The 19808-nt window shown below is 40.3% G+C and carries 22 protein-coding genes, 1 other RNA gene, 1 pseudogene and 2 riboswitches; of the genes and pseudogenes, 4 read left to right on the top strand and 20 right to left on the bottom strand.

The genetic code is table 11. The features are described from left to right. Positions 1-594 precede the first annotated feature (594 nt). The 4 genes from ssrA to ACFVAD_RS00020 all read right to left on the bottom strand — a co-directional run bounded on the left by ssrA (position 595) and on the right by ACFVAD_RS00020 (position 5023). Positions 595-937: a transfer-messenger RNA gene (ssrA, locus tag ACFVAD_RS00005) on the bottom strand. A 187-nt stretch (positions 938-1124) separates the two neighbouring features. Continuing rightward, complete coding sequence (smpB, locus tag ACFVAD_RS00010) at positions 1125-1592, bottom strand: SsrA-binding protein SmpB (RefSeq protein WP_386634510.1); 468 nt, start codon at positions 1590-1592, stop codon at positions 1125-1127. A 98-nt stretch (positions 1593-1690) separates the two neighbouring features. Continuing rightward, a complete protein-coding gene (gene rnr / locus ACFVAD_RS00015; RefSeq protein WP_386634513.1) occupies positions 1691-4063 on the bottom strand; it encodes a ribonuclease R in 2373 nt (790 codons plus the stop codon). A gap of 219 nt (positions 4064-4282) precedes the next feature. Continuing rightward, positions 4283-5023 (bottom strand): alpha/beta hydrolase, encoded by a 741-nt coding sequence (locus tag ACFVAD_RS00020; protein ID WP_386634515.1) that lies wholly within the window; start codon positions 5021-5023, stop codon positions 4283-4285. A gap of 476 nt (positions 5024-5499) precedes the next feature. Beyond that, a riboswitch (cyclic di-GMP riboswitch) is annotated at positions 5500-5598 on the top strand. A gap of 29 nt (positions 5599-5627) precedes the next feature. Here ACFVAD_RS00020 and ACFVAD_RS00025 point away from each other — a divergent pair. Then, positions 5628-5774: an anti-repressor SinI family protein gene (locus tag ACFVAD_RS00025; RefSeq protein ID WP_386634517.1), complete on the top strand. Its 147-nt coding sequence runs from the start codon at positions 5628-5630 to the stop codon at positions 5772-5774. Positions 5775-5863: 89 nt separating this feature from the next. Next, positions 5864-6199, top strand: a complete 336-nt coding sequence (locus ACFVAD_RS00030; protein WP_386634520.1) for a helix-turn-helix domain-containing protein — start codon at positions 5864-5866, stop codon at positions 6197-6199. Positions 6200-6508: 309 nt separating this feature from the next. Here the strand turns inward: ACFVAD_RS00030 and ACFVAD_RS00035 are convergent, their stop codons facing one another. From ACFVAD_RS00035 to ACFVAD_RS00055, 5 genes are all read right to left on the bottom strand, one after another. Further along, positions 6509-7330, bottom strand: coding sequence for a hypothetical protein (locus ACFVAD_RS00035; RefSeq protein WP_386634523.1), 822 nt, complete (start codon positions 7328-7330; stop codon positions 6509-6511). Positions 7331-7386: 56 nt separating this feature from the next. Continuing rightward, entirely contained in the window at positions 7387-8052 is a 666-nt protein-coding gene (locus ACFVAD_RS00040) for a hypothetical protein (protein ID WP_386634526.1), read from the bottom strand. A gap of 68 nt (positions 8053-8120) precedes the next feature. Next, on the bottom strand, positions 8121-8660 hold the full coding sequence (locus ACFVAD_RS00045) for a signal peptidase I (RefSeq protein WP_386635329.1): 540 nt from the start codon (positions 8658-8660) through the stop codon (positions 8121-8123). Positions 8661-8748: 88 nt separating this feature from the next. Next, entirely contained in the window at positions 8749-9186 is a 438-nt protein-coding gene (locus tag ACFVAD_RS00050; protein WP_386634529.1) for a hypothetical protein, read from the bottom strand. Continuing rightward, positions 9176-9865, bottom strand: a complete 690-nt coding sequence (locus tag ACFVAD_RS00055) for a hypothetical protein (RefSeq protein ID WP_386634532.1) — start codon at positions 9863-9865, stop codon at positions 9176-9178. The genes ACFVAD_RS00050 and ACFVAD_RS00055 overlap by 11 nt, the downstream gene beginning before the upstream one ends. A 765-nt stretch (positions 9866-10630) precedes the next feature. Continuing rightward, a riboswitch (cyclic di-GMP riboswitch) is annotated at positions 10631-10722 on the top strand. A 29-nt stretch (positions 10723-10751) separates the two neighbouring features. On the opposite strand from ACFVAD_RS00055, the gene ACFVAD_RS00060 reads away from it, so the two are divergent. Beyond that, positions 10752-10898 (top strand): anti-repressor SinI family protein, encoded by a 147-nt coding sequence (locus ACFVAD_RS00060; protein WP_386634535.1) that lies wholly within the window; start codon positions 10752-10754, stop codon positions 10896-10898. Between the two features lie 90 nt (positions 10899-10988). Next, complete coding sequence (locus ACFVAD_RS00065; RefSeq protein WP_386634538.1) at positions 10989-11318, top strand: helix-turn-helix domain-containing protein; 330 nt, start codon at positions 10989-10991, stop codon at positions 11316-11318. Positions 11319-11337: 19 nt separating this feature from the next. Here ACFVAD_RS00065 and ACFVAD_RS00070 read toward each other — a convergent pair whose 3' ends face one another. The 11 genes and pseudogenes from ACFVAD_RS00070 to ACFVAD_RS00120 form a co-directional block, all read right to left on the bottom strand. Then, positions 11338-12309, bottom strand: a complete 972-nt coding sequence (locus tag ACFVAD_RS00070; protein WP_386634542.1) for a metallophosphoesterase — start codon at positions 12307-12309, stop codon at positions 11338-11340. Between the two features lie 603 nt (positions 12310-12912). Beyond that, the gene (locus ACFVAD_RS00075) at positions 12913-13698 is read right to left on the bottom strand and encodes a hypothetical protein (protein WP_386634545.1); all 786 of its coding nucleotides are present in this window, start codon (positions 13696-13698) and stop codon (positions 12913-12915) included. A gap of 59 nt (positions 13699-13757) precedes the next feature. Beyond that, positions 13758-15551: an ABC transporter ATP-binding protein gene (locus ACFVAD_RS00080; RefSeq protein WP_386634547.1), complete on the bottom strand. Its 1794-nt coding sequence runs from the start codon at positions 15549-15551 to the stop codon at positions 13758-13760. A gap of 34 nt (positions 15552-15585) precedes the next feature. Next, positions 15586-15696 (bottom strand): annotated as a pseudogene (locus tag ACFVAD_RS00085) (paeninodin family lasso peptide); the annotation flags it as partial. Between the two features lie 13 nt (positions 15697-15709). Beyond that, entirely contained in the window at positions 15710-16288 is a 579-nt protein-coding gene (locus tag ACFVAD_RS00090; protein WP_386634550.1) for a hypothetical protein, read from the bottom strand. 68 nt (positions 16289-16356) lie between these two features. Continuing rightward, positions 16357-16488 carry a paeninodin family lasso peptide gene (locus ACFVAD_RS00095; protein ID WP_386634552.1) on the bottom strand — a complete coding sequence of 44 codons (132 nt, stop codon included), beginning with the start codon at positions 16486-16488 and terminating at the stop codon, positions 16357-16359. Between the two features lie 19 nt (positions 16489-16507). Beyond that, complete coding sequence (locus ACFVAD_RS00100; protein ID WP_386635333.1) at positions 16508-17695, bottom strand: nucleotidyltransferase domain-containing protein; 1188 nt, start codon at positions 17693-17695, stop codon at positions 16508-16510. Then, the gene (locus ACFVAD_RS00105) at positions 17664-18161 is read right to left on the bottom strand and encodes a lasso peptide biosynthesis B2 protein (protein WP_386635336.1); all 498 of its coding nucleotides are present in this window, start codon (positions 18159-18161) and stop codon (positions 17664-17666) included. The genes ACFVAD_RS00100 and ACFVAD_RS00105 overlap by 32 nt, the downstream gene beginning before the upstream one ends. A gap of 25 nt (positions 18162-18186) precedes the next feature. Continuing rightward, on the bottom strand, positions 18187-18477 hold the full coding sequence (locus ACFVAD_RS00110) for a lasso peptide biosynthesis PqqD family chaperone (RefSeq protein ID WP_386634555.1): 291 nt from the start codon (positions 18475-18477) through the stop codon (positions 18187-18189). Beyond that, positions 18470-19411: a phosphoenolpyruvate carboxykinase (ATP) gene (locus tag ACFVAD_RS00115; RefSeq protein WP_386634558.1), complete on the bottom strand. Its 942-nt coding sequence runs from the start codon at positions 19409-19411 to the stop codon at positions 18470-18472. The genes ACFVAD_RS00110 and ACFVAD_RS00115 overlap by 8 nt, the downstream gene beginning before the upstream one ends. A 269-nt stretch (positions 19412-19680) precedes the next feature. After that, the gene (locus tag ACFVAD_RS00120) at positions 19681-19803 is read right to left on the bottom strand and encodes a paeninodin family lasso peptide (protein WP_386634559.1); all 123 of its coding nucleotides are present in this window, start codon (positions 19801-19803) and stop codon (positions 19681-19683) included. Positions 19804-19808: the final 5 nt, after the last annotated feature.

The raw sequence follows: 19808 nt of genomic DNA on the forward strand, positions 1-19808 counted from the left end.
GTCGAAATCTTTCGAATTATATACGGACATTATAATCGACTAATTCTGGACAGGCAATACCGTCAGCTTTCGGTAATTTAAGGATGTCAAAAACATTATTGGATATCTATCAATTTTTAAGAGTTCATCAAAAGAAAAAACGTGCAGAGTTTATCCTGAGTCACTATAATCTAGTAACAAAGAGAAACGGAAAATACACACAGATGGAATTAGAAAAGAAGAAAAAATTCGAAGAGGATTTTTTTGATTTGTAATAAGTTAATGAAAAAAGACCCCACAAAAGTGAGGTCTTTCAAATTGTATGGAGACGGTGGGACGTGCAATTCCATGCTTTCGTCATGGCACTGACTATATCTTGAACCTCAACGTTGAGGCCCTCTGGCGTATTATGCGAATCATTATTTTTACCATGAATGGCAGAGATGTCGCATCCTAGTATTACCACGTAAAGTGGTAACCTATGAGTCGATACACGGCTGTTGGATTGCTCCACATACCGCTCGGCATTGCCTTATCGCATACTGTCTGCGACTTAGGTTTCACCGATAAAGCCAGATTATCACTTGTATGTTACCACACAAGGCGACTAATAATTAATCGAACCCACGTCCAGAAACATCGCCACTTAAGCGTCTACGAGTGTAGTCAATATATTAGTATTTCGCTGAACATTCCGCCTATTGACTGGCATCCTGGCAGCTAGCCTGATTGTTCTCTTCCTTTGACCTCAGACGGCGATCTCCGGCGTAGCCCACTTAGAGTGAGTCCCTGATCCTACCACATGGGCGATGGAGGGAGGAACCGCTATAGACTGTTATTAAGCAGCTAAAGCGAAGTTGTTGTTTTCTTTGCCAGTTATTATTGGCGTTGACGTTGATGACGAGGACGATCCCCCCGACTCGCAACCCAAGCTCGAACTATCCCTGTCGAATCCGTAACGTCCCCTCGATTGTAAATGTCTGTTGTTGAAATTTAAATCAACAAAGACTCGAGGTGTTAACGGGAAAGATAATGAGCTAACAAGTTAGCTATTCAATTATCAAAGTGCCGCTGTTTCAGCGACAACCTTATTATAGCATACTCACATAACTTTGCAATTGTAAGTTACTGTAAAATACCCTATACTATTCCTTCTGACGCTCACGGAATGCACGCTCAATATCACGTTTTGCTTCTTTCTTCTTCAAGTCATCACGCTTGTCGTACTTCTTTTTCCCTTTTCCTAACCCGATTAACAGTTTTGCATAGCCATTTTTTAGATAGATTTTCAAAGGAACAAGTGCATATCCCTCTTCCTTCGTCAATCCGATCAACTGGTTGATCTGCTTGCGATGAAGAAGAAGTTTTCGTGTACGCAGCGGCTCATGGTTGTAGCGGTTTCCTTGCTCATATGGACTGATATGAAGATTGTGAAGGAATACTTCTCCATTTTGGACACGTGCAAAGGAGTCCTTCAAGTTTGCTCGTCCTGAGCGCAAGGATTTGATCTCTGTTCCCTGCAGAACCATGCCAGTTTCGTATGTCTGTTCAATAAAATAATCGTGGTTGGCTTTTTTGTTGGTGCTGATAACCTTGCCTTCCCCTTTTGGCATAGCGTTCTCCCCCTTCTAGCGGTAGTGAATATTTTACCAAAATTAATGGTCATGTACAAGAAAGAAGAGCCGTACTGCGGGCTCTCCTTCTTTTCATTTTATCTCTTTTTCTTCTTGGTACGTTTTTGCTTAGGCGCATTTTCAAAGAACTGTTTCTTTTTGTTCTTCTTTTTGCTGCTACCGCTAGGAGCTTGCGTGCTCCATCCAATTTCAATATCATTGATGTCGCTTTCCTGCTTACGCTTTTGACTGCGACCTTTTGTCGGCTTCTTGCGGTCTCCGCTCTGGATGACCCTTGGTGCCGTTTTCGTATCAGGACGGCGGGTCCCCTTCATTCCGACCACTTCAAAGTCGATGGAGCGCTCATCCTTATTCACGTTCACGACACGAATGGAAATCTCATCCCCGATTCGGTATACCTTGCCTGTCCGCTCACCGATCATCGCATAATGACGCTCATCATAGCGGTAATAATCGTCGGTCAGGTAGCTGACATGGACCAGTCCTTCAATCGTATTCGGAAGCTCGACGAACATTCCGAAGTTCGTGACAGAGCTGATGATTCCATCATACTCTTCCCCGATTTTATCAAGCATGTATTCGGATTTCTTCAAATCATCCGTTTCACGCTCGGCATCCACGGCACGACGCTCCATATTGGACGAATGCTCCGCAATTTCCGGCAGCTTCTCGCTCCATTTTTCCTGCGTTTTCTGATCGATCTTCTTTTGAATCAGATACGTACGGATCAGACGGTGGACAATCAAATCCGGATAACGACGGATCGGTGATGTGAAGTGCGTGTAGTATTCGGTGGAAAGACCGAAGTGACCCAAGCTTTCCTCATCATATTTCGCCTGTTTCATGGAACGTAGCATGACTGTGGATACGACCATTTCCTCCGGTTTTCCTTGTACTGCTTCGATAACCTCTTGTAATGCACGAGGGTGGATTGCATTACCCTTGCCTTTTACCACATAGCCGAAGTTTGTGATGAATTCGAAAAAGCGCTGCAGCTTTTCTTCCTTCGGATCCTCATGGACACGGTAGATGAACGGCACATTCATCCAGTGGAAATGCTCAGCAACTGTTTCGTTGGCCACCAACATGAACTCTTCAATCAGCTTTTCCGCAACAGAACGCTCGCGAAGGACGACATCTGTCGGAGTTCCCTCTTCATCCACCAGGACCTTGGACTCTTTAAAATCAAAATCGATGGCACCGCGCAGCATCCGCTTTTTGCGCAGAACGGCAGCCAGCTCCTCCATCAACTGGAACATTGGAACCAGAGGCTCATAACGCTCAATCAGCGCATCATCCTTATCAACCAGGATTTTATTCACATCCGTATACGTCATACGCTCCGTTGTTTTGATTACACTGTGGAAAATTTCGTGTTTGACCACTTCCCCAGCATTGTTCAATTCCATTTCACATGAAATCGTAAAACGGTTCACCTGAGGGTTCAACGAGCAAATTCCATTGGATAGACGGTGAGGAATCATCGGGATTACGCGGTCCACGAGATACACACTCGTCCCGCGTTCCTGTGCTTCCATATCGATTGCCGAGCCTTCCGTCACATAATGTGTCACGTCTGCGATATGCACACCCAGTTTGTAGTTGCCGTTATCGAGCTTCTTCACGGTTACCGCGTCATCCAGGTCTTTCGCATCCGCACCGTCAATCGTCACAATCATCTGATCGCGCAGGTCACGACGGTCCCCGATATCTTTTTCGTCAATTTCATCTGGCGTAGCATTTGCCTGATCCAACGCTTCTTTCGGAAACTCCTGCGGCAGGCCATGCTTATGAATGACGGAAAGGATGTCCACACCAGGATCATTTTTATGGCCAAGGATTCGGATTACTTCTCCCTCGGCACTTAAACGTCCTTCCGGATACGTCACAAGCTTCACGACCACCTTATGGCCTTCCACCGCTCCATTCGTTGCGCTTTTCGGGATGAAAATGTCATTGGCAATCTTTTTATCATCCGCAATTACAAAGCCGAAGTTCTTGCTTTCCGTATATGTACCGACGATTTCCTTTACTCCACGTTCGACAATGCGAATGATGGTACCTTCTTGGCGGGAATCACCATTTGCTTTCCGATTGATCCGGACAAGCACAATATCCCCATGCATCGCATTATTCAGCTCGGTAGGCGGAATGAATACATCATCCATATCCCCTTCCTCAGGCATCACAAACGCAAAGCCCTTCGAATGCCCGATCACCTTACCCTTAATCAGATTCATCTTTTCCGGAAGGCCGTAGCGGTTGCTTCTCGTACGCACTATAAGCCCCTGGTCCTCCATATGAACCAGTGCCTTTACAAAATTCTTGAATTCCTCGGAATCCTTGATACCTAAAGCCTCTTCCAGCTCCTGGGTCGTCAACGGCTTATACGCCTCTTCTTTCATATAGGACAAAAGCTTATCCACATGCTGCTGAATTATTTCTTCCATATATATGTCCCTCCTTTATAGAAATGGTCTGGTAAACACCGCTGTTGATTTCCGCACTAGGCTACGCTTTCCACGGGGCGGTGCTGGAGCCTCCTCGGCTTCGCCTGTGGGGTCTCCAGTCAACCGCTATCTCCCGTAGGAGTCTTCGCCTATTGCTCCAATCAACAGCTAGATTCTACTTTAAAAAAGCAATCTCGCTTTTCTTCTCTACTTTTATTATTACCAATCCAACGATTCCAAAAACTCATAAACATCCTCATGCAGCTGATCGCGCTCTTTATCGAGTGTAATCACATGCCCGGACTCCTCGTACCATTTTATTTCCTTGTTATCCGACTCCACTTCATTGTAGATGATGTTGGCACTGTCGGTGTTGATCATATTGTCATGGCGAGCCTGTACCACAAATGTCGGAGAGTAGATCATATCCACATTATTCCGCACATCCGCAATCAATTCCTGCAAAGCCTTTAATGTGCCCATTGGCGTTTTTTCGAAGTCCTTCATTTCTTGTTCGATCTGCTCAGGGGATTTCCCTTCGCGTCTCTTCCATTCCTTTGCGTACTCCAGGACTCCACGATACATGATCTCTTCACTCTTGATATACATAGGCGCACACATAGGCACAATACCCTTGACAGGAACAGTGTAACCCAATTTCAGAGAAAATACGCCTCCAAGGGAAAGTCCAACGACCGCAATACTTTCATGCCCGCGATCTTTCAAGAATTGATACGCCTCCATGACGTCCTGCCACCAATCCTCGGGGCCTGTATGTACTAACTCTTCCGGCGGTACACCGTGCCCCTTATACTGAGGTGCATGACACGTATATCCCCGCTTCTCGAGGAATCGCCCCATCATCCGGACATCCGCAGAGTTCCCGGTAAATCCATGTAACATTAATACAGCACGCTCGCCGCCCTCAAACGTAAACGGCTTAGGCAACTTTACATTCATCTGAAACCTATCCTTTCTATGTATACTATCTATAGTATGCTACTCATATTAAAAAAACAGATACAATTGATCTAGAAAGAACATTTTACCATAAACGTGCGGGAATAGCTTTTGAGGGGGATTATTATACGGTTATATGGAACTAGCTTGCGTTCGAATCTTGAAATGTTTTTATGTGGGTATTTCTAAAAGAAGTAAACAAAAGACTGTTTTTGAACTTCCTTTCGACAGAAAAAGTAAAATAAATTTATATTTCCGCCATAAAAATCAATCAATTTTGCTATTCAAAATGATGGATTTATTTGTCCACCTCTTGTCATGTCCATGTTTTATTCCTAAAAGAATTTTTTTGAGATAACTAGATCTATTCGACATCAATCAGCAACATTCCATAAATAGTTATTTTATAATAAATTTGGGGTATAGGGAGGTCGTTGGTAGTAATACCAAAGTTGTATATCGAATGACTTCGAAACAACAGGAAAAGGCAAACTTGTTGAAAAGCAAGGACGCAAAGTCAACAGATCTAAAGTAGTTTAGAATTACATAACTATTACGATGGCTGGGCTGCCTGAAATACCAAAGTATTTTAGGAGGGAAAAGGATGGAAAAAATATTGGTTGATTTAACTGAAAATTTAGACAAGGAGTGGGTGGAACTAATAGGCAATGCCCTTGAAATTGGAATATCGTCTGAACAAATTAGAGAATTTCTACATAATTTCCCTAACTCTCCCCATAAAAATCTCTAATTTTATTGAATAATCATGTAATTTTGTTCTAAATATCTAACAATCCCTTCGTTATATGCTATAATATGCATGATAGGAAGGTGAAAGCCATGATTGGTGAACGAATTAAAAAATATAGAGAACAACGAAAAATGTCGATGTCTGAACTTGCAGAACGTGCCGGTGTGGCTAAATCATACCTTAGCTCAATCGAGCGAAACCTGCAATCCAACCCATCCGTTCAATTCTTGGAAAAAGTCTCTACAGTACTAGGAGTATCCATGAATACTCTTTTACATGATGAAGACGAAGTCCAATCAAAAGAAAATCTTGATCGTGAGTGGGCCACCCTTGTGAGAGAGGCTATGGACTCTGGCGTAACCAAGGATCAGTTTAAAGAATTCTTAGAGTTTAATAAATGGAAAATAAATCAGGAAAACAAATAATCGCTGACCAGGGTCAGCGATTATTTTCTTTGTGCTAGATTTGTTGGTTTATTTTATATGACTTGATAACAAATGTTAATTGATTTCTAAAAGGAAGGGTTCTTGTTACAACCGAGCCGCTAGCGACTGCTGCATATTGGGGTGATAAATCAGTTGTACATATTGGACATTCCCAGCTATATATCGAACAGCTGCTAAAAGACTTTTGACCGCAAGTCGGACATATTTTCGTGTACATAAGAGCCCTCCCTTCTGTTCATTTAGTGTGTGTGTAGTGGTAAATGAACGGATTTTTAAATCAATTACTTATTAGTTAGTGCCAGCTACGCGATCCACTTGATTTGCTTCTACATGGATTTGGAAGTCCATTTTAGCGTTTTGATATTCGTTGCCAGCAGTTGTTTTAAGGCTAGTTCCGAAAAGGACATGTACATAATGTTGACGATTAATAATCTCCCCAAAAAGGATTCCTTTTTCCATCACTTTAACCGGATCATGGGACAATGTTCCTATTGAAGCTGCACTAGCTTTCTCCAGCTGAGCTTCAATATATTCCGCGCTTACAATAGCTGCAACAGGAGTATCCGCTGAAGCTTCTAGAGTTGCTTCAAGTTGCTCTACATCCGTTTCCCCTTCAATCACCACAATCTCCATTTTCGCTCCGTAGAATTCTTGCATCATTTTTTCAAACTCAAGATGGCTCATATCATCCTCTTCCAAGTACTCTCTGAGAGAAGAATCAATATATTCTGCATCTTGCACACCACTTGCATGTTTATTGAAAACAAAAAGAGCAGTTGATTTATATTGAGAGAAGTCAATATCTGAAGAATCTCCATACAGTTTTCCAGTAAAGCTTGCATTTAGGCTGATACGGCGGTCTGTACTGTTATTTTCGATTGTCTTCCACTCTTCAGCAATCTGAGATCTACTTGGAGCAAGGTAGCCAGAAGAATAATCGAAACTAGCTTGTCCTCCACCAGCAATCTCCACAATCGCATTTTTCACTTGCCCTTGTGCTTCTGTGCTATCTGTGAACCATGAATATGTTCCAAATCCCGCTCCTGCAACTAATACCCCTGCCAAAGCTGTACCAAGGACAGCCTTCTTCACCTTATTAATATTTGTCATTACCTTATTTCCTCCCCCAACAATTTTGATAGCTTCTTTTCGTAAAATGAACGGAATCAGTCGTTGTTGATTTCATCCTCATACAACGCATCAAAGTCAATTTGTTTCGCATCAACCATGACAACCGGTCTTAGAGTAGCTCCTTGAAGGTTGTTGTTCGCATCCTCATGAAGGGTTATCTCTACATCCACTTCAAGCTCTTCTCCATTCGCAAGCGTCATTTCCTCTAGGAAATCCTCGCCATTGTTGTACCAATCCCAACCAGACATTGTCTTTGTTGTGTCACCCCAAGAGAATGTGAAGTGGTACTGCTCTAATGCCTCCTGTAGGGAGTATGCAGCTAGCCCTTCGTACGTTCCATTACGTGGGAAAGCTTTGTGCATATTATCGGAAGTTAAAAGGTCTCCCTTGTTATTCACAGCAAACTTAAGCTGACCGCGAAGAACCACATCCTCAAATGTCATATCGCCATCATGGTCATTGGAGATCGTGAAATCCGTCATCACAGTACGGGAAGGAGCCAGACGTGTGAATGCATCTCTTTCAAAAGTGAATTCGCTGAATCCGCTACCTTCAATTTTCAATTGAGAGTTCTGCACCTCTCCTGTAACTGCTGCATGGCTAGTAAACCAAGAATATGTACCAAACCCTGCCCCAACTGCTAATGTTCCAGCAAGTGCTGTCCCAATTAACGCTTTTTTGACATTCTTCATGTTTGCCATTCAAAAACATCCCCTTTGCAAATTTGTTATATAGTTAGCAAATAGGGTAGACCCTATTTGTTAATCCCTTAATTAGATATTTCTTCTTTTCTAGTCCCGATAATTCCAGTTCTTTGGAAAATCTCAATCAATAGATAGAGGAAAACAGGAACACCAATTAATAAAATGAAGCCTACTGGTCCTGATACGAATTTAGCTACATGTCCTGCACCCGGAATAATGTTTGTTTGCACCCCGATAATACTCTCCGGTGCTACTAGCCCCTCATCCGCAATATTGTTGTTATCGCCTTTAGTGGCGAATAGTGTCTTGCCGTTTTCCTCTGTTGAATCAATGATCCGATGTGTAACCAAGATTCCATCAGGATGCTTGAAAGTAATCACGTCATTCACTGTCGGCTTCTTGCCCGGTTTCACTAAGATGACATCTCCTGCTTCAAAAACAGGCTGCATACTATTAGACAGAATGGTTAGAGGCTTATAACCAATAACACTTGGAACTTTCTCTATATCTCCCTTCGATTGAGAGACAAAGAAGATGACAAGGCCGGCCGCTAAAGCCAGAAAAACAAGTACAAGCGTAGAGAGGATTTTCATTATTCGTTTCATCAAAAAGGCCACTCCTCTTTTATAAAGAATACTAATGTATTTTATTAAGAACGAAAGTGGTAAAATAAAAACTGATCAATATCAGCTCTTATTCCCCGTCTTTTTCCGTTTCGCCGTTTTCTGAAGTTTTTTCAGCCAAAGCTTCTTCAGATTTATCTTCTTGTGAATCAGTCTTTTCTTCTAAATTTGAGCCGTCTTTTTCATGTTCTTCCGACTCTTTTACTTCCTCTTTCTCTTCTTCTACTGGTGTTTCTTTGTTACTGTCAGCTTTATCTTGTTGCTCTTGTTGTTGCTGTTCTTCCACGCCTTTATTGTTTGCTTTCTGAGATGGTGTTTCTACTACTTGCGTTTCAAGAGGTAGAGGTATTTGGAAATCCTCCTCTGTTAATAACTCTCCGGAAATTTTAACTTCAGCAGTAAGGTGTGAATAGGTGTCAGCAATATGAAAGCAAGCCGCATATATCGCTAAAAAAGTCACAATTAGTGTAAGAAAAAACAATTTATTTTCCCTAATCTTAACTCCCATAGACATTCCCCCTTTTCTTGCGAAGCACTCTTATAAAATAGTAGATTAATAAGGCAACTCCACCTGTTACCAATAATGTACCTAAGTAAAAATAAGTCCAATTATCAGTTGCTGTGTTAGGAAGAGAGTTCTCCATTTGATTTTCCTTATCTGTTACTACCGTCTCTACCTGACTTCTATCTGTTAAGGAATCAATCATCAATTCTCCATGTAGTGTAACCGCTTGGTAGGTATTGGATGCATTTTTATGGAGCCTAATTGAGTAAGCAAGTTCAATAGAGTCATTCGGTGTAAGTTGTTTTATATCTAATGAATCCATTGGATTAATCACTTCATTCAAACTTGTCCAAGGTATGGTGTGTAAAGTTCCCTGATGCTTAAATTCAACTTTTATCTCATATAAAAAAAGCATGTTTTGAAGTGTTTTCTCATCAAGACCTTCCTTTTCCAAATGGAAATGAAAGCTTGTGTCAATTTTAACAATGTGTTCATTTTTGTTCGTTATAGTGATATTTTTTTCTTCCGTAACTCTAGAAGGAGCTAATTTGATTGGATGGAATAACTTAACATCTTCTCCCTGTTCTATGTATAGCTTTTCTATTTCTGCTGCGTTTGCAATATAGGGGGAGATCGCTATTAATATCCCTATTACAATTGTAATGACATTCTTTTTATACATGTTGACTTCACCTGCTTTCACAAACAAGTTATAGTTCTTTATAATGAACTATAACTTGAGTATATATTAGTAGCATTCTACTTGAAATACTCAAAATATTTCGTTTTAACGTAATAAAGAACACTTTTCTACTAAATGCTCGATTTATCTCGTTGTTTCATAGTTTTTGTTTCTTATAAAGAAAATAAATATTGATTTTCCCCTCTACAACTTACACAATGTGCCACATTTTTTAAAAAAGGGAAAAAATTCGAGAACATTGCGTAAAGTGAATAAAAGACGTTAGTCCGTGGAGGAACGATTCTTACTAAGGAAACCACCGTTATTGTTAATCAGTGTTTTCAATTTGTATTATTTTTTCAAGAAGAAATTAGAAGAACATATTGCCATAAACTTGTGGGAATAGCTTTTGAGGGGGATTATTATACGATTATATGGAAACTGGAATGTGTTCGAATCCTAAGATGTTTTTTCGAGGGTTTGTCAAAAAATAATATACAAAATGTTTGTTTTGATATCTATTTCGACAGAAAAAGTAAATTTAATTTACTTTTCTACCTTTAAAACCGCGCCTTTTTACTATCAAAATCATCCTTTCCTCCTCCCATTCATTTGAAAATCGCGGATTATATTCCTTAAAGAATTCTTGTGAAATAATTTTGTCTATTCGACATCAATCAGCAACATTCCATAAAAAGTTAATTTATAATAAATTTGGAGTATAAGAAGGACAAAGGTTATAATACGAAAGTTGTATATCAAAACAACAGTCAAAGGCAAACTTGTTGAAAAACAAGGACGCAAAGTCAACAGATCTAATTTAGTTGCGTAACTATTAGGATGGCTGGGCTGCCTGAAATACCAAAGTATTTTAGGAGGGAAAAGGATGGAGAAGACAGTGTTTGATTTAACTGAAAATTTAGATAAGGAGTGGGTGGAACTGATCGGTGATGCCCTTGATATGGGTATTAGTACGGATGAGATTAGAGATTTTCTACATAACAACACTAACTCTTCATATAAAAACCTCTAATTAGTAGGAATTATTACGTAATTTTGTTCTAAATATCTAACAATCCCTTCGTTATATGCTATAATTATGCATGATAGGAAGGTGAAAGCCATGATTGGTGAACGAATAAAAAAATATAGAGAACAACGAAAAATGTCTATGTCAGAACTAGCAGATCGTGCTGGCGTAGCAAAGTCTTACCTTAGTTCCATTGAAAGAAATTTACAATCGAATCCATCAGTTCAATTCTTAGAAAAGGTGTCATCAGTTTTAGGTGTGTCGGTGAATACCCTTCTGCATGATAATGATGAAAAAGAAACCCTTGACCGTGAATGGGCGACATTAGTAAGAGAAGCAATGGATTCCGGAGTAACAAAAGATCAATTCCGTGATTTCCTGGAATTTAATAAATGGAAGATTAATCAGGACAGTAAAAAGTAAGTGCCCTCCAACTTGGCACTTACTTTTTTGATGTAAATGTAATAACATTCAATTCCGGTGTATTAAACAGCCTGAATTTCATGAAAGGCAATGTATCACTGCTCCCCAAACCTGTACTGACATACTGCTTGATCCCTTTGTATTCCCAAAGCCCCTTCACCCTGTCTTGAGGAGGAAAGAGTCCATTTCTGTCGTAATAGGCTTCTGGGACAAAAAACGCACCATAGAAAGGGATTCTAAACTGTCCTCCGTGATAATGACCAGCTAGTAGCAAGTCAAATTCCCTCATAATATAGTTTGGATCACTATTAAGCAAATCGATCCTGCGATCTACTACAGGATAATGATTCAGCGCAATCAAGAGATCCGTGTCCCCTTCGTCCAACACCAAATTATCATTGTGATTTTCCAGCTGCATTCTAATATAAGGAGAGTAATCTCCATCCATATTTGTATCCCTATATGTCTCGATCCTTTTCTCACTAATAATGGAGCTCTCGAAATCCACAATCCGGATAACCGATTCACCAAGATGAATGGCATAATTAGTCTCAAGAAATTGGACTCCTCTCTCCTCCATTCCTATGACAAACTCGTCTTTTACTATTTCGTCTTGTTTTATAAGATAGGGAACCGGATCCGCATTACCAGGGACAAAAAGGGCGTGTTCCTTATTTTTTATTCCTTCAATCAATTTGTAATAAGGCGCATAATTGCTGCTGCTCTTGCTGTTGAGCATATCTCCTGTAAAGACAATTACATCATAATCTAGAGAGTTGATTTTCTTGATCAGCCTTTTTTGATTATGTCCGAATTCCTTTTCGTGAAGATCTGTGACCTGGAGGACAGTAAAACCCTCAAGGTCCTTTGCAAGGGTCTCAACTACAATTTCTTCATGTACAATTTTAATCCGGTTATTATCAATAGCTATAAACAAAATGAGAAATACAATTAATAACAAAATCACTTTCTTCCATTTAACCCTTTTCATAAAACCTCTCCAATAACCTTACTTCTTCCGGGATATTCCCTGTACCATAACCCATACAATTTACAACCTCGCGGACTGTATGATGCACTTGCCAAGATTGCCATCACACTTACATATATAACGGGTATTATCTATTAGAATTAATCGATGAGCAACAAAGCTATTGGAAGGGGTGAAAAAAAGGATGACATCCCTTTTTTTCAGCTCGGAAGGATTACAAGAGGAGAATTTGCATATGTCTCCCTCTTTAATGAGTGGATACATGCTCGTACCGTGCGAGGGAAGATCGATCCACCCTTTTTTAAGCAATACCTCCCTTACAATGGAGACGATCTTTTTATCTTCAGGAAACATTCCTGATGACTCCACAATTCTCAAGCTGCATGATAAAGTCCTCTATCTCTTCTTTTTGCACGACACCTGAAAAGTGCCTCTCTACAGATTCCACGATACTCTCCACAGTCTGGGCTTCGCTCAGAATGGACCAACATTAGCCACCATCCTTGTTTATTTTCGTTACCGTAAAATTCTCCGTATTTAAAATGATCCACTCATCATCTAATTCCGTGGCTTCACAACCACTATTTGAAATATACTCCCTGCTCAAGAAATCACTTCCCAGAATTTATCGTTCTTTTGAAAATATAAGTGATGAACAGGTGTCAGGTTTACCAAATTTTTCAACAGCGCAATTATTTTTTTCGCATCCTCTGCTTCTCGTGACCAATAAAATACCTTATCCATCAACTGGAGGAAGGCATCTGATTTCTTTATGGCATGCTTGTGAAAATCATGGGATTGGTGGAGCAAATATATCCCCTCAACAGGAGAATATTCCTTAAGATTGGTAGACTTAATCTCACTTCGAAAGGGAGAATGATACACGGTCGATTTCCCTTTATCAATTTTTACGATGGCAGCTTCATCAGAAAGGATCGTTCTCGGCATAGACAGCATAGCGGAAGTCGATTTCCCTGCCCCTGACCGTCCCGCAAAAATAAAGGCCTTATTGTCATTAACTACGGCGGATGAGTGTATCAACAACCCCCAATTATGATAAACGATGTAAGAACTATATAAGTTCATCATGGCATGCTTCAAGGCGAGGTCATCATGGAAGTAAAGTTTTGCAACCTTATAATCTTTGTCCACGGTTATTTGATAATCAGCCCGACGGAAGTTGATTTTTCCATTTTCTCGAAAGTTATCCACCTCATAGTTTATAAACGATGTACCATAACCACTTTCAAGATAGATTAATAAATCCGGTTTGACTCGTTTGTTCCCCTTTAGAATCTCATACTCATCAGTAAACTTTGCTAGAAGATGCTTATACGGACTGAGAAATTTAATCTGGTGCTCCCCTATTTTTACATGCAATGTTTTCATGGTTAAGCCGCCTTTTTGAGAAGTTGACAGAGCCAAAGGACAGAACTATTTTCATACTTTTAGTAACTTGCCTTCATCTGGTTCTTCAGCAATTTTCCGAACACACTTTTTCTCTCTTCGGCAAGTTGGCCAAACTCGCCTCGCTGGATAATGAACCCATCCTCCATCACTATAACCTGATCTGCATTCCTTATTGTGGATAATCGATGGGCAATAACAATAATCGTCATTTTCCCCTTCAGCATCTCCAATGCATGCTGGATCTTGGATTCATTTTCTGTATCAAGGGCACTTGTCGCTTCATCTAGGACAAGAATGGACGGCTTTCTTAAAATCGCTCTTGCCATCACAAGCCGCTGACGTTCCCCACCGGATAGTTTAATGCCACGGTCTCCGATCACCGTATCAAGTCCATCGGGCAACTTCCTTACAAACTCTGCAGCAGATGAAAATTCAAGTGCTTCCCATACCTCTTCCTCAGTCGCACCTTGCTTTACCAACATCAAATTCTCCCTGACCGTCGTATTGAAAAGAAAGGGGTCCTGGGGTACATAACTAATTGCTCTTCTTAGGGAAACCAGGCTGTCGCTTGTAAGCGGGATACCGTCTATTAAGATTTCTCCATACTCAGGTTGATTCAATCCCATTAACAAATCAATTAATGTACTCTTCCCGGCTCCGGATTTACCAACTACCGCTGTCATCTGATTGGCAGGGATGTGCAGGTTAATGTTGTTCAGGGCAAATTCAGATTGGTCCTTCCTGTATCGAAAGAAGACATCTTTACACTCCATGCTTGTATGAACTTCCATCGGTCTAATTTTATCAGCAGCTTCAGTAAATTCCCGGGCATTTCTCGACTCATTCTGGATGGCAATCACCGCTTTAAATGCAGGAATAGTGGTAGCCAATTGTTCAAGGGATCCCTGTATACCTGCCACCCTTGGCCATAGCCTAGAGAAGATGACAATGATGAGCATCAATTGCGTAACCTGAGCATTAAAGAGCACCACACCAAGGTAAATAAAAACGGCAATCAGAACAGCAGAAGCGATTTTATAATATAATTGGGATTTTGTTTTGAGTCTCGTATATTCAATCTGCTCATTTTGCATCCGTTCGGTGATATTCTGATACCAAACCATTCTCGATTCTTCCAATGTATTACTCTTAATATCTTTGATTCCATTAATCTGATCTGTGATTCCCGCCAAATAACTTCGGCCCAAGTCATAGTTGCGCTTCCCTAATTCCATCGACCATTTCAGGAATTTTCTGTTTAACAGGACGAGAAAAACTCCACTAATCAGAATAAAACTTGTAATAGTCGGTGACAGCATCAAAGCTAAACCTATCTGAATGACAGTAAAAATCAAGGAAGAAGCAAACTGCAAAAAGGAACTCGTGCCTGCACTTGCTCTGGCAACTTCCGTCGTCATAAAATTGATCAAGTCCGACTTACGGTTTTTGATGAAGAAATTCCAGTTTGCGTGTAAGAAGGAATCATACGTTTGTACCCGTAAATGACGAAAAAATCCTTGCTGGATTATTGCATTCCGTAAGGTAATCTGCCTGTGGACAATATTATGGGCAACAACAATCAGCACATAGATTGCCAATATCCCAGGCAATCCTAGGAATGTAGCAACACCTTCTAAATAGGACAGGACACCTCCTAATGGCGTCCCTGCGGCTTGGAAATTAATGATCCCCGTCATGTTGATCATCGGAATTAAAAGAAGAATCCCAATCCCATCCAACAAACCGATGATAACCATCGAAATCATATTAATATATAGGATTTTCCCCGCATAATGATGGATCTTTGTGAGAAAATAGCGGAACTCCTTCATGTAAATCCTCCTGACATTTTAAGGGCCTTATTTTTCAACTTTCACAATTAAAATCCTCAGTCCCTACACTGAGAGGGGGTAAACATCTAAAAAAGGTTTCATTTATATCTAAAATTTCAAGATGCGGTTTCTCCCACACTTTCTTTTGATATTTCTCCTTAAATTTTCGCCAATTTTTTTAATGTTTCTACTTTCTTTGTATCATTCATTAACTTTTCTACATCAAAGATTACGGCCATTAGGGATGTGCCAGGTCCTTTCATTTCTGCTTTCGATTCTATTGCAAGACCAAATTTCATTTGCATCATTTGAAAAAACTTCTTTTCCATGAGACCTATATAAAATTTAGGCCGATAATTTAAAATATGGTCCTCAAACACATGAAAAAAATCAGTGAAATAACCTTTATGCTGAAACTTTTCACTTAAACATAATTTATCAATTTCCCACACTCTATCTTGGTATTGTTTTATTCCCTTTAGTTCTGAAAAGCAGTATTTACCCGGTCCTTCTACTGTACAGTAAGGACTTTCAGGATTGTAACGCAAAAACTCTATGGTCCCAATTATCTTTTTCTTGTGGAAAAAAGGAAATATTTTATCTTGGAGTAAAAGGAGATTATAACGAATTCCTTGTGGGTCATATGGGTCGTTCATCCATTTATTTTTCTTGCAGATATGCTCCCACATGCTCTCGAAGGCTTGCTGTTGTTGGATATTTTCAACTCTTTCATACATGTATAACCCGCCTATTCAAAGTATATTAAGTAACCCTTCACCAAAAGTAAAAGGGTTACAATTTGATATTAACTTTCTCCACTTATAGGTTCGCAATCATCATCATCATCAGATCCGCCTCCCCCACCTGGTATCCAGCCTTTCATGGTTTGGCGAATATCTAAAACATCTAACGTAGGCTTATTCCATTCGCTTTTCAATACATTCACCTCCTTTACATTAACCTTTGAATACCTTAACAGATAGTGGCTTCGTACTTTTCCTCCATGCCCACAAAAATGGCCGTAAGGGAACATACAAAAAATGTAAAAGTTTTGGTAATGGTAATGTTTCGGCATCTTCTGGAAACGGAAACAAACAGCTTAATAAATATAGTGTTTTTTGTTGATACGACATAAGGAAAAACAAGTGTTTACCATGGTAATCCGAGATATCCTCTGGAACTGCATCAGTATGTAAATTAACCATAGACTGTAAATAAAAGATGGCTTGTTGGGCCAACTGGTGTGACCTTTTTTCTAATAAACTATTAACTTCCAAAGGAATTTCAGAGTTTAACAGATTTTTAGATAAAAATAGGGCCTGACCACCAATCTTTTGAAAGTGGTACTTTTTAAAAAGATTTTCAACCTGGTGCCAGTTTATTTCCTGGCCTAATAGGCAATGGATATCCACTAGCCATCTAAGCCTTGACCAACCATGGCGTGCCCCATGTGTAGCAAGAAAGAAGAACAGATCCTCCTTCCCCAGCATATACACCGTTCCATTCAAAAGAGAGCTCTTCTTTTTACGATTCCAAAGATCTTCAAAACGAGGCTCAAAACCTGGACCAGGATTCAACCGCCAATGCAGCTCACATTTCACCCCTTTTATCCGATGAAAATATGTGACGTGATGATGCCTCCACGTCCAGTCCCCGAGTATGGTCTCAATGTAATCATCCTTCTCATACCCTAGTTTTATAAGCAGATTTTCTGCTTCATCCAAGTTTTCTAAAGGAATCAAAACATCCAAATCACAGGATGTTCTTAAAGAAATATCGCCATATAGCTCTTGTGCAAGTACCGGCCCTTTTAAAAAAATCGTTCGAATATTGTTTGTTAGGAATTGTTGGTTAAGATGGTTCATTTCTGCAGTAAGATGCAGCATCTGAAAAGTATTCTGCTGATAAATTGCCTTCAAATGACGTATAACATAATCGGGTATGCAGGATACATCCATCCTTTTAAGCTGTTGGTGTAGGAGAGGGAAAAGGCGATGATGTTTGGCAAGTTGCAGGAATGCATCCCAGTTTACTTTTTCTAGCAGTTGCTTATATTGATTGTGCCAAGCTGTTGTTTTCTCTTCTTTTAATACATGAAGGATGAAAAGGAGCTCATGAGGAACTTTCTCTAAATCCAGATCCATTATTTTCACTTTGCCGCTCCCTTCCCATTGTTTTGGCGAATTTCCCCACTACTGTAAACTGATTCATCACCTCAGCCCCCGTGATGTAAAAAGGACCTGACCTCAACCATGCATGCGCAATGAGCTTGCCGTTTTCGTCCTTGGCCGTACCAAGGTACAAGGTACTCTCAATGTTCCTCTTTTCAAGCATCTTCATGGCAGCCATCGCCTTCACCAGGCACTGACTTTCCCAAAAAGTGTACTTACTCATAATATGAACAGCTTGGGAAACAGCAGCAAGAACCTTCTGATCTCCTAAAGGTGGTCGTTCAAAGGTCGTCTCGCACATATTTGTGCCCAAAGATGGTGCGACAGTAGCAAATGGGACGCTTTTTAAATAGCGGGCCCAGGCTAAATGGAGATAGGATTCTACCAATAGTCTCCTAGTGTACCAGTCAGCCTCCAATAACAATTTCAGTTTTCTCATGTTATGGTCCTTTCGCATCGGAAGATTAATTTTGTTCAATAAGTCCTTCCTTATGAAGCATTACAATGAACTCCATCACCTGCATTTCACAAGTCTTTTCATCCACATCATATTCCTCCTGCAATTGGCTAACCATCCCATTAATGCTGTTAGGCTCCTGAAGCAGATCCCAGATAGCGCCCCCAACCTCGCCCAGGTTGTAATACTTTCCGTTAGCAATACTAAACATCACTTTTTCTCCATCCATATCACTGATGATGTTTCCAGCCACCTGAGAATATACACAATCATTTGTCATAACTAACCCTTTAGCCATTAACCACTTCACCCTTTCTCTCCATATTAGTCAGAATAAAGTCCGTTATTTTATCTGTTGTAAAATAGGACGTTGGACGCTGTATTCGAAAAAAGCTCATCTTGTTTACCATCCTAGCTGATGTCTGGAAATGCCACTCCATCAACCCGGCTCTTGGGATAAAGAAATTTCGGTATGTATGCTGGAACAACAGATGGAACCTTTCCAGTCCAGTAACAGAAGAAAACTGAAGGTCTTCATTCCCCGTCTTCATCAATTCAAATACACCCGCTAAAGTGAGAGGCTGATTGCAAAATTGTGATGCTACCGGAATAGCAAACTTAGTTTCACGATCAATAATCGGACGGAAGTCACTCGACTCCATCCCAAACTCTTCTATACTCTCCTGCCACAACTTCTGCTGCGGATATGCCGGAGTCACCATCGGGATACCTTGTTCGTTGAAAGAAACGGGAATGACGTCATCACTAATCAATTCATATCCCTGCCTTAACAAAGCCGAAGCTGTCGTAGATTTACCCGCTCCAGAATCACCGACTATTGCGTAGGCTTTTCCATTGATGGCAATAGCACTGCCATGCAGAGGAAGAATTCTGCGCTGCATGAGAATAGCTCCCATGCAAGTCCCAAGTAGATAGAGTCGGATGTTGTCTTCTGCAGCATCTTCATGCGGGCTGACGATGATTTCCTTGCCATTTTGGATGAGGAAGATGGCAGTGCCAGGAACATGGAACATACAGAGGTTTTCCTTTACGTGGAAGTATTGGTTTGGTTGTTTTGAGAGAGACTGCCATTTTGGTTCTAGGTTGCCCGTTTGGATGGAAATATCACTTAAATCCGCTTTTATTATAGCCCTGTTCAACTCAGGGAGCGCATATTCACTTTTAATAGTAAAACCGAACGCTTTGTATAATAACTTTAACGAGTTGTTCATGGAGATCTCTCCTATGAATAGATTTTATCAGGATTAAAAATTCACTATAAAGAACATAAAGGCAAAAAAGGACTGCTATTTATTTCTTTATTAAGAACATGTTTGTGCTTTTAATTTAACACCATAAGAAATCTTTGTCAATTATTTTTCATGTAAGATCCCTTTAAAGATTCTTACTTATAAGACAAGTGCGTATAGGTAGAGGCTGTCAAATCGTCATCAAATTGACTCTCTGATCAGCCTCCTTTTTATTAAGTATGTTTGTTCTTTTAGCTGTAGTGTACACCCTCATCTGGATCCGTCTGAGTTTCATCAGGAGTTCTAATCCCAGGTCCTGCAAAAGTATTTTCTACGTCTAGGATTTCTAATTCTGGCTTCTTCCAATTTTTCATCTTAT

The sequence above is a fragment of the Sutcliffiella sp. NPDC057660 genome, from assembly GCF_042800035.1.
GTDB lineage: Bacteria > Bacillota > Bacilli > Bacillales > Bacillaceae_I > Sutcliffiella_A.

Bases quoted from the DNA above. Each gene is read 5' to 3' on its own strand.
- smpB (WP_386634510.1), bottom strand. From the start codon at position 1,592: ATGCCAAAAGGGGAAGGCAAGGTTATCAGCACCAACAAAAAAGCCAAC.
- rnr (WP_386634513.1), bottom strand. From the start codon at position 4,063: ATGGAAGAAATAATTCAGCAGCATGTGGATAAGCTTTTGTCCTATATG.
- ACFVAD_RS00020 (WP_386634515.1), bottom strand. From the start codon at position 5,023: ATGAATGTAAAGTTGCCTAAGCCGTTTACGTTTGAGGGCGGCGAGCGT.
- ACFVAD_RS00025 (WP_386634517.1), top strand. From the start codon at position 5,628: ATGGAAAAAATATTGGTTGATTTAACTGAAAATTTAGACAAGGAGTGG.
- ACFVAD_RS00030 (WP_386634520.1), top strand. From the start codon at position 5,864: ATGATTGGTGAACGAATTAAAAAATATAGAGAACAACGAAAAATGTCG.
- ACFVAD_RS00035 (WP_386634523.1), bottom strand. From the start codon at position 7,330: ATGACAAATATTAATAAGGTGAAGAAGGCTGTCCTTGGTACAGCTTTG.
- ACFVAD_RS00040 (WP_386634526.1), bottom strand. From the start codon at position 8,052: ATGGCAAACATGAAGAATGTCAAAAAAGCGTTAATTGGGACAGCACTT.
- ACFVAD_RS00045 (WP_386635329.1), bottom strand. From the start codon at position 8,660: ATGAAACGAATAATGAAAATCCTCTCTACGCTTGTACTTGTTTTTCTG.
- ACFVAD_RS00050 (WP_386634529.1), bottom strand. From the start codon at position 9,186: ATGGGAGTTAAGATTAGGGAAAATAAATTGTTTTTTCTTACACTAATT.
- ACFVAD_RS00055 (WP_386634532.1), bottom strand. From the start codon at position 9,865: ATGTATAAAAAGAATGTCATTACAATTGTAATAGGGATATTAATAGCG.
- ACFVAD_RS00060 (WP_386634535.1), top strand. From the start codon at position 10,752: ATGGAGAAGACAGTGTTTGATTTAACTGAAAATTTAGATAAGGAGTGG.
- ACFVAD_RS00065 (WP_386634538.1), top strand. From the start codon at position 10,989: ATGATTGGTGAACGAATAAAAAAATATAGAGAACAACGAAAAATGTCT.
- ACFVAD_RS00070 (WP_386634542.1), bottom strand. From the start codon at position 12,309: ATGAAAAGGGTTAAATGGAAGAAAGTGATTTTGTTATTAATTGTATTT.
- ACFVAD_RS00075 (WP_386634545.1), bottom strand. From the start codon at position 13,698: ATGAAAACATTGCATGTAAAAATAGGGGAGCACCAGATTAAATTTCTC.
- ACFVAD_RS00080 (WP_386634547.1), bottom strand. From the start codon at position 15,551: ATGAAGGAGTTCCGCTATTTTCTCACAAAGATCCATCATTATGCGGGG.
- ACFVAD_RS00090 (WP_386634550.1), bottom strand. From the start codon at position 16,288: ATGTATGAAAGAGTTGAAAATATCCAACAACAGCAAGCCTTCGAGAGC.
- ACFVAD_RS00100 (WP_386635333.1), bottom strand. From the start codon at position 17,695: ATGGATCTGGATTTAGAGAAAGTTCCTCATGAGCTCCTTTTCATCCTT.
- ACFVAD_RS00105 (WP_386635336.1), bottom strand. From the start codon at position 18,161: ATGAGAAAACTGAAATTGTTATTGGAGGCTGACTGGTACACTAGGAGA.
- ACFVAD_RS00110 (WP_386634555.1), bottom strand. From the start codon at position 18,477: ATGGCTAAAGGGTTAGTTATGACAAATGATTGTGTATATTCTCAGGTG.
- ACFVAD_RS00115 (WP_386634558.1), bottom strand. From the start codon at position 19,411: ATGAACAACTCGTTAAAGTTATTATACAAAGCGTTCGGTTTTACTATT.
- ACFVAD_RS00120 (WP_386634559.1), bottom strand. From the start codon at position 19,803: ATGAAAAATTGGAAGAAGCCAGAATTAGAAATCCTAGACGTAGAAAAT.